This window comes from Streptomyces sp. NPDC086777 (genome assembly GCF_040702065.1).
Lineage (GTDB): Bacteria > Actinomycetota > Actinomycetes > Streptomycetales > Streptomycetaceae > Streptomyces.
Genome location: NZ_JBFBJI010000067.1, coordinates 23,666 through 31,905, shown reverse-complemented (window position 1 = coordinate 31,905; position 8,240 = coordinate 23,666). Strand labels below are relative to the sequence as shown.

General features: G+C 71.0%; 8 protein-coding genes. 4 read left to right on the top strand and 4 right to left on the bottom strand.

Annotated features, from left to right (window positions below; genetic code table 11):
- Positions 1-481 precede the first annotated feature (481 nt).
- Positions 482-637 (top strand): VOC family protein, encoded by a 156-nt coding sequence (locus tag AB0472_RS44490; protein ID WP_366365265.1) that lies wholly within the window; start codon positions 482-484, stop codon positions 635-637.
- 101 nt (positions 638-738) lie between these two features.
- Entirely contained in the window at positions 739-1,728 is a 990-nt protein-coding gene (locus tag AB0472_RS44485; protein WP_366365263.1) for a hypothetical protein, read from the top strand.
- Positions 1,729-1,741: 13 nt separating this feature from the next.
- Here AB0472_RS44485 and AB0472_RS44480 read toward each other — a convergent pair whose 3' ends face one another.
- The 4 genes from AB0472_RS44480 to AB0472_RS44465 all read right to left on the bottom strand — a co-directional run bounded on the left by AB0472_RS44480 (position 1,742) and on the right by AB0472_RS44465 (position 5,078).
- Positions 1,742-2,419 carry a GntR family transcriptional regulator gene (locus tag AB0472_RS44480; protein WP_366365261.1) on the bottom strand — a complete coding sequence of 226 codons (678 nt, stop codon included), beginning with the start codon at positions 2,417-2,419 and terminating at the stop codon, positions 1,742-1,744.
- A gap of 126 nt (positions 2,420-2,545) precedes the next feature.
- A complete protein-coding gene (locus AB0472_RS44475) occupies positions 2,546-3,493 on the bottom strand; it encodes a beta-ketoacyl-ACP synthase III (RefSeq protein ID WP_366365260.1) in 948 nt (315 codons plus the stop codon).
- 147 nt (positions 3,494-3,640) lie between these two features.
- Positions 3,641-3,775 (bottom strand): hypothetical protein, encoded by a 135-nt coding sequence (locus AB0472_RS44470; RefSeq protein WP_302832638.1) that lies wholly within the window; start codon positions 3,773-3,775, stop codon positions 3,641-3,643.
- Positions 3,750-5,078 carry an OFA family MFS transporter gene (locus tag AB0472_RS44465; RefSeq protein WP_366365259.1) on the bottom strand — a complete coding sequence of 443 codons (1,329 nt, stop codon included), beginning with the start codon at positions 5,076-5,078 and terminating at the stop codon, positions 3,750-3,752. Before AB0472_RS44465 ends, AB0472_RS44470 begins: the two co-directional genes overlap by 26 nt.
- Positions 5,079-5,349: 271 nt before the next feature.
- Here AB0472_RS44465 and AB0472_RS44460 point away from each other — a divergent pair, with 271 nt between their 5' ends.
- Positions 5,350-6,321, top strand: coding sequence for a 2-dehydropantoate 2-reductase (locus AB0472_RS44460; protein WP_366365258.1), 972 nt, complete (start codon positions 5,350-5,352; stop codon positions 6,319-6,321).
- The gene (locus AB0472_RS44455; protein WP_366365257.1) at positions 6,318-8,237 is read left to right on the top strand and encodes a molybdopterin-dependent oxidoreductase; all 1,920 of its coding nucleotides are present in this window, start codon (positions 6,318-6,320) and stop codon (positions 8,235-8,237) included. The genes AB0472_RS44460 and AB0472_RS44455 overlap by 4 nt, the downstream gene beginning before the upstream one ends.
- Positions 8,238-8,240 lie beyond the last annotated feature (3 nt).

Genomic DNA, 8,240 nt, shown 5'->3' with positions numbered 1-8,240 from the left:
GCGTGCGCCACCCTGTCGAGTTCCTGGAAGTTCGAGCCTCAGCCGCCCCCGGAAACACGGCCGCCCCGTGCCCCGACAAGGCGGTGCCCGGTCCGGACGGTTTCGGACCTCGCCGGATCGCCTGAAGCAGCTGAGACAGGGTCGCCGACGAGAGCGACAGAAACGGTCCCTCGTCATGGCCCCGGGCACGCCCATGACCAGCGGTTCGTCGGGCTGTTCGAGGTGGGGCCGGCGGCGCCGCGGTAGCGTCGGCCCGGCGATCCCGAACAACCGGCATGTGGTGGGGAACCGCCGTGGAGGCACCGGACCCCGCGCTCCTGGCCCGCTTCTACTCCGAGCTGATGGAGTGGCCGATCGCGCACGAGGAGCCCGGGACGGCTGTTGTCGCCCCGCCTCCGGGGGTCGTGTACATCGTCTTCCGGGAGGCCGCCGGTATCGGCCGCCGACCTGGCCGCCGGTCGACGGTGGGCAGCGCACGACGATGCACCTCGACTTCCAGGTGGCCGACCTGGAGGCCGCGGTGGCCGAGGCCGTCGGCCTGGGGGCGGTACTCGCGCCGGATCAGCCGCAGGACAACGTGCGTGTGCTGTTCGATCCCGCCGGTCATCCCTTCTGCCCGTGCCGGAGCGACGGGTAGGAGCAGGACCGGGACCGGCGAAATTCGAGCGCGCCGGCTGCGCGGGCTCCCGTAGATTCCCGGCGGAGGCCCGCCCGAGGTGCTCCGGGGATGGGGCATCGATGACCGTGAAGTCGATACCGGTGAAGTCGGCGCCGAAGTCGCTGGTGTGGGACGGGGACGAGTTGGTCTCCGTAGTCGGGGGCGGTCGGCGCTGGGACCGCGACGGGGTGGAGCACAGGGCACCCTTCGCGTGGAGCTTCCCGTTCGACGCCGGGACCGTGTCGGCCTCGGGGCGCTACTCCGCCGTGTACCAGGAGCGCGGTACCAAGGGGGCGCTGCTCGGGGGCGAGCGGGTCGTGCGGGAGCTGAACCGCAGCTACTACCACGCACCGGACTACGACTACCCGCTCACCGTGGGCGCGTTGAGCGACGGGCGCGATGTCGTCGTGCACTGTCCCGACGAATACAACGTGCTCCAGATCGACGACGCGGCGAGCGGCGAGCGGCTGACCGCCGGCGGGCGGGAGCCGGAGGACGTCTTCCACTCCAGGCTGAGCCTGAGCCCGGACGGCCGGTATCTGCTCTCGGTCGGCTGGCTCTGGCAGCCCTTCGGGACGGCTCTGGTCTACGACACCGCGCTCGCGATCAGCGACCCCGGCACCCTGGACGGCGACGGTCTGTTGCCGACAGCGGCGGTCATGAACGGCGAGGTGACGGCCGGCTGCTGGCTCGACGCCGACCGGTTGGTGCTGGCGACGGGGGCCGAGGAGTGGGACGAGGAGGAGACGGCCGGGCTGCCGCCGCGCCACCTCGGGGTGTGGTCGGTGCCCGACGGACGCTGGCTCCACCGCAGCCCCGCCGGGGACGCCGAACCGGGGGTCCTGCTCCTGCCCCGCGGCGAGCAGGTGCTCTCGTTCTCCGGGCACCCGCGCCTGTTCGACACGGCCACCGGGGCGGTGGTCGCGGAATGGCCCGAGGTGAGTGTGCCGCTCAAAGCCGGGTGCTTCGGCCACCGCCGCGTCCCGACGCCCGTCGCCGCCCTCCACCCCGACGGCACCCGGCTCGCCGTCGCGCAGGCTGACCGCATCGCCCTCGTCACGCTGCCCTGAGCCCGCACCGGGGTCAGGAGGTCGGCCGCTCGTGGTACGACCGCCGTGTGTGCTCCGTGTGTTCGCGCATCAGCGTGGTCGCCAGCTGCTCGTCCCGGGCCGTGATCGCCGCGATCAACTCGCGGTGCTCGATCCAGGACTGGTGGCCGCGCTGCCGGGCCACCGGCGTGTAGTACCAGCGGACCCGGCGGTCGACCTGGGCGGCGAGTTCGGCGAGGACGGTGTTGCCGGCGAGGTCCATGATCTTGGCGTGGAACGCGGCGTTCAGGGCGACGGCTCCGTCCACGTCGTCCGCGGCGACCGCCTTCTCGCCCTCGGCGCAGAGGGATTCGAGGGCGGCCACTCCCGCGCTGCCCGCGTTGGCCGCCGCCAGCCGTGCCGCCTCGGCCTCCAACAGGGTGCGGACGGTGAGGAGTTGGTCGGCCTCCGCCTCCGTCGGCTCGTGGACGAAGGCGCCCTGGGCGGGCCGCAGGTCCACCCAGCCCTCGGTGTTCAGCCGCTGCAGCGCCTCGCGGACCGGCTGCCGGGAGACGCCGAGGTGGCCGGCGAGTTCGCTCTCGACGAGATGCTGGCCGGGCTGGAGGGCGCGGGTGGTGATGAGTTCCAGCAGCGCCTCGTAGACACGGTCACGGAGCGGGCCGGGGCGTTCGAGTCTGGGCACCGCGCCCTGCGGCAGTCCGGCTGACAACATCGGGTCCCCCTTCGGCAGACACCCGTTACGAGCGGACACTCAGTATCGATTGTCTTTCGTCTACAGTCTACGGCGCACAGCCGCCGACGGAAGCTGCAGTCGGCCACGTCACACCGCGGCGCGCGCTCAGGGACAGCGCACGACCTGCCCCGCGTACGACAGGTTGCCGCCGAAGCCGAACAGCAGGACCGGGTCGCCGCCGGACACCCGGCCCTGTTCGACCAGCTTGGAGAGGGCCAACGGGATACTCGCCGCCGACGTGTTGCCGGATTCGGTGACGTCCCGGGCGACGACCGCGTTGACCGCGCCGATCTTCGCGGCGAGCGGCTCGATGATCCGCAGGTTGGCCTGGTGCAGCACGACGGCCGCGAGGTCGGCCGGCGCCACCCCGGCCTTCTCGCAGGCGCGCCGGGCGATGGGCGGCAGCTGGGTGGTGGCCCAGCGGTAGACGCTCTGCCCCTCCTGCGCGAACCGGGGCGGGGTCCCCTCGATCCGTACGGCGTGACTCATCTCGGGGACGGAACCCCACAGGACCGGTCCGATCCCGGGTTCCTCGCCCGGCCCGCCGGCCTCCACCACGGCCGCGCCGGCTCCGTCACCGACCAGGACGCAGGTCGTACGGTCGGTCCAGTCCGTCACCTCGGACATCTTGTCCGCGCCGATGACCAGGGCACGGGTGGCGGCCCCGGCCCGGACCGTGTGGTCGGCGGTGGCGAGCGCGTGGGTGAAGCCGGCGCACACGACGTTGATGTCCATCGCGGCGGGCCGCGGGATGCCCAGCCGGGCGGCGACACGCGCGGCCATGTTCGGGGAGCGGTCGATCGCGGTGGAGGTGGCGACCAGGACCAGGTCGATGTCCGCCGGGGTGAGACCGGCCGCGGCGAGGGCCTTGGCGGCGGCGTGCGCGGCCAGCTCGTCGACGGGTTCGTCGGGGCCCGCGATGTGCCGGGTGTTGATGCCCACCCGGCTGCGGATCCACTCGTCACTGGTGTCGACCATGCCCGCCAGGTCCTCGTTGGTGAGTACCCTGGCGGGCTGGTAGTGGCCGACGGCGGCGATGCGCGAGCCGATCATGGGTGGTGGAACCCCCTCGTTGCCTCGGTGTGGGTCCACCAGTCTGTTCAGTGACTCGCGGGTACGACGGCACGTGAGGCCACAGGAAACGGGCGTCCGAGTTGTCGGCTTCTTGCAGACCCTCGGACGCCCGGGTACTGCCGCCGGTCACCCGTTGAACAGTTGTGTCGCCTTCTGGACCAGTTCGTAGACCCCGTAGGCGAAGGGCGCGCCCACCCAGAGCCAGGCGACGGCGATCAGCCAGCGGCGGTCCGGCTCAGGCCGGCTGCTCTCGTTCGACATCGACGGCCTCCCTCGGGGCGGGGATGTGGTGGCGGGCGTTGACGGGGCGGACCAGCTCGTTGGCGACGAAGCCGACGACGAGCAGGCCGATCATGATGCCGAAGGACATGGTGTAGAGGTCGGAGCCGTGCTTGCCGGCGTTCTTCTGGTGGTCGGCGATCCAGTTGACGATCAACGGGCCGAGCACACCGGCGAGGGACCAGGCGGTGAGCAGCCGGCCGTGGATGGCGCCGACCTGGTAGGTGCCGAAGAGGTCCTTCAGGTAGGCGGGGACGGTCGCGAAGCCTCCGCCGTAGAAGGAGAGGATCACCAGGGCGCAGAGGATGAACAGGGGCTTCGAGGAGTCCCCGAACAGGGCGATGAGCAGGTACATCACGGCGCCCACGCCCAGATAGACGCGGTAGATGTTCTTGCGGCCGATCAGGTCGGAGGTGGAGGACCAGCCGATCCGGCCGGCCATGTTGGCGGCGGACAGCAGGGCGACGAAACCGGCCGCCGCGGACGCGGACACCGGGGTGGAGCTGTCGGCGAAGAAGTCCGTGATCATCGGCGCGGCCTTCTCCAGGATGCCGATGCCCGCGGTCACGTTCATGCAGAGCACGACCCACAGGCACCAGAACTGCGGGGTGCGGATCGCGCTGTTCGCGGAGACCTGCACGCCCTCGAAGGCGCTCGGCGCGTCCGCCACCGGCTTCTCGGTGCGCGGGACGCGGATCAGGAGCACGCCGAGGGTCATGAAGACGGCGTACGACAGCCCGTGCACCAGGAAGGCGAGGGCGATGCCATCGTTGTCACTGCCGAAGGACGAAAGCATCTGCGCCGACCACGGCGAGGCGATCAGCGCGCCGCCGCCGAAGCCCATGATGGCTATGCCGGTGGCCATGCCGGGCCGGTCCGGGAACCACTTGATCAGCGTGGAGACGGGCGAGATGTAGCCGATGCCGAGGCCGATGCCGCCGACGAAGCCGTAACCGAGGACGATCAGCCAGTACTGCTTGGTCTCGGCGCCGAGTGCGGAGATCAGGAAGCCGGAGGAGAAGCAGATCAGGGCCACCGTCATGGCCCAGCGCGGTCCGTTGCGCTCGACGAGGGTGCCGCCGAACGCGGCCGACAGGCCGAGCATCACGATCGCGAGCTGGAAGGGCAGCGCGCTCTCGGTGCCGCTCAGGTTCAGTGCGGATTCGAGCGGCGGTTTGAACACGCTCCAGGCGTAGGCCTGGCCGATGGCGAGATGGACGGAGAGGGCGGCGGGCGGGACGAGCCAGCGGCTCCAGCCCGGGGGCGCTACAGGGGGGCTGCTCATGAGTCCCGAACGGTAGGGCCCCGTCCGGGCGTTGAGAACCCGCGGGCCCGATCGTATGCGTTGAACGGTATCCAGAACGCGCCGAACGGTCGCTGCCCGAACCCTTGTCGACCTCGACTCCATACTGTAGACAATATTTCGTCGACATCTTACGAAGCGGCCGAATCCGAGGCCGAATCCGAGGCCGAGCCCGAAGCCAGGTCCGGTGCCAGGTCCAGTGCCAGGTCCGAAGCCACCTCCGCGGTATCCCTCAAACCGAACGGAGCGTTCCGTGAAAGTCGCAGTCCTCGGCGCCGGTGCGATCGGCGCCTATGTCGGTGCCGCGCTCCACCGTGCGGGCGCCGACGTGCATCTCATCGCCCGTGGACCGCATCTGGCGGCCATGAGGCAGTACGGAGTACGGGTGCTCAGCCCGCGCGGCGACTTCACCGCGCACGCCCACGCCACCGACGACCCGGCCGAGGTCGGCCCGGTCGACTACGTCTTCCTGGGCCTGAAGGCCAACTCGTACGCGGCGTGCGGGCCGCTGATCGAGCCGCTGCTGGACGAGCGGACAGCGGTGGTCGCCGCCCAGAACGGCATCCCCTGGTGGTACTTCCACCGGCACGGCGGCCCCTACGACGGCCACCGCCTCGAGAGCGTCGACCCGGGCGGCACGGTCAGCGCCGTACTCGCCCCCGAACGCGCCGTCGGCTGTGTGGTGTACGCGGCCACCGAGCTGGAAGCCCCGGGCGTGGTGCGCCACCTGGAGGGCACCAGGTTCTCGGTCGGCGAGCCCGACCGCAGCGTGTCCGAGCGCTGTGTGCGGTTCAGCGAGGCCATGCAGACCGGCGGGCTGAAGTGCCCGGTCGAGCCCGGCCTGCGCAACGACATCTGGCTCAAGCTGCTCGGCAACATCTCCTTCAACCCGATCAGCGCGCTGGCCCGCGCCACCATGCGGCAGATGTGCCTGCACGGGGGCACCCGGCGGGTCATCGAGATCATGATGCGCGAGACGCTCGACGTCGCCGAGGCGCTCGGCTGCGAGGTCGGGGTCTCCATCGAACGCCGGCTGGCGGGCGCCGAGAAGGTCGGCGACCACCGCACCTCCACGCTCCAGGACCTGGAGCGCGGCAAGCCGCTGGAACTCGACGTGCTGCTCGCGGCCGTCGTCGAACTGGCGGAGATCACCGGCGTGCAGGTGCCCACCCTGCGCACCGTCCACGCCATCTCGGACCTGCTCGCACTGAGGAGCGCCGCATGAGGAAGCGCGAACCGAGGACGTACACCCGGCTCGGCCACCCGCTGGTCCGGGACTCCCGTGCCGAGCCCTTCCGGCAGGCGGGCTGGGAGGAGGCCCTGGACCGCGCGGCCGACGGCCTGGCGCGCAACCGCGACGCGTTCGGGATGTTCTCCTGCGCCCGCGCCACCAACGAGATGAACTACGTGGCCCAGAAGTTCGCCCGGGTGGTGATGGGCACCAACAACGTCGACTCCTGCAACCGGACCTGTCACGCCCCTAGCGTGGCCGGCCTCTCGGCAGCCTTCGGCTCCGGCGGCGGCACCTCGTCGTACGAGGAGATCGAGCACACCGACGTCGTCGTGATGTGGGGCTCCAACGCCCGCTTCGCGCACCCGATCTTCTTCCAGCACGTGCTGAAGGGGATCAGGAACGGCGCCCGGATGTACGCCGTCGACCCGCGCCGCACCTCCACCGCGGAGTGGGCGGAGAGCTGGCTGGGGCTGAACGTCGGCACCGACATACCCATGGCGCACGCGATCGGCCGGGAGATCATCCACGCGGGGCTGGTCAACGAGGCGTTCGTCGAGCGGGCGACCACCGGTTTCGAGGAGTACCGGGCGCTCGTCGAGCCGTGGACGCTGTCCCTGGCCGAGAAGGTGACGGGCGTACCGGCCCGGGCGATACGGGAGTTGGCGCACGCCTACGCCCGTGCCGAGCGCGCCCAGCTGTGCTGGACCCTCGGCATCACCGAGCACCACAACGGCACCGACAACGTCCGCGCCCTGATCAACCTGTCCCTGCTCACCGGTCAGGTGGGCCGCTGGGGCGCCGGGCTGCAGCCGCTGCGCGGGCAGAACAACGTGCAGGGCGGCGGCGACATGGGCGCGATCCCCAACCGGCTGCCCGGCTTCCAGGACATCCTCGATCCGGACGCCCGGCTGAAGTTCGAGTCGGCCTGGGACACCGTCATCCGGCCGCACTACGGGCTGAACCTCACCGAGATGTTCGAGGCGATGGAGGAGGGCTCGCTCAGGGCGGTCTACTGCATCGGCGAGAACCCGGCGCAGTCGGAGGCCGACAGCGAGCAGGCGGTGCGGCGGCTGCGGGCGCTCGACTTCCTCGTCGTGCAGGACATCTTCCTCACCAAGACGGCCGAACTGGCCGACGTGGTACTGCCCGCGACCGCCGGCTGGGCGGAGACCGAGGGCACGACGACCAACAGCGAGCGCCGGGTGCAGCGGGTGCGCCGTGCGGTCACCCCGCCCGGCGAGGCCCGTGAGGACATCGACATCATCTGCGCGCTGGCGGGCCGTCTGGGCCACGACTGGAAGTACGCGGACGCGGAGGCCGTCTGGAACGAGCTCCGCTCCGTCTCCCCCGACCACTACGGGATGACGTACGACCGTCTCGCCGAGCACCAGGGCATCCAGTGGCCGTGCCCGAGCACCGAGCGCCTCGAACCTACCTATCTGCACGGCCGGTTGTGGGAGACGGACCCGGCGAGGCGCGGGATGCCGGCACCGTTCGGGCTGGTCCGGCACGATCCGCCCGTCGACCTCACCGACGAGGAGTACCCGATCCGGCTCACCACCGGACGCCGCCTCGACTCCTACAACACCGGTGTGCAGAGCGGCGGTTACGCCTCCCCGCTGCGGCGCGGCGAGTACATCGAGCTGTGCCCCGAGGACGCCGAGCGGTACGGGGTGACCGTCGGCGAGGAGGTCCGGGTGTCCTCGCGGCGGGGCGCGGTGGTGGCACCGGTCTGGGTCGACACGGCGCTGCGCCCCGGGCTCGCCTTCATGACCATGCACTTTCCCGACGAGGTGGACACCAACCAGCTGACGATCGAGGCGAACTGCCCGATCGCGGGGACGGCGGAGTTCAAGGCGTCGGCGATCCGCATCGAGAAGCTCCCGGTCGCGACCATCGTGAGGTGACGT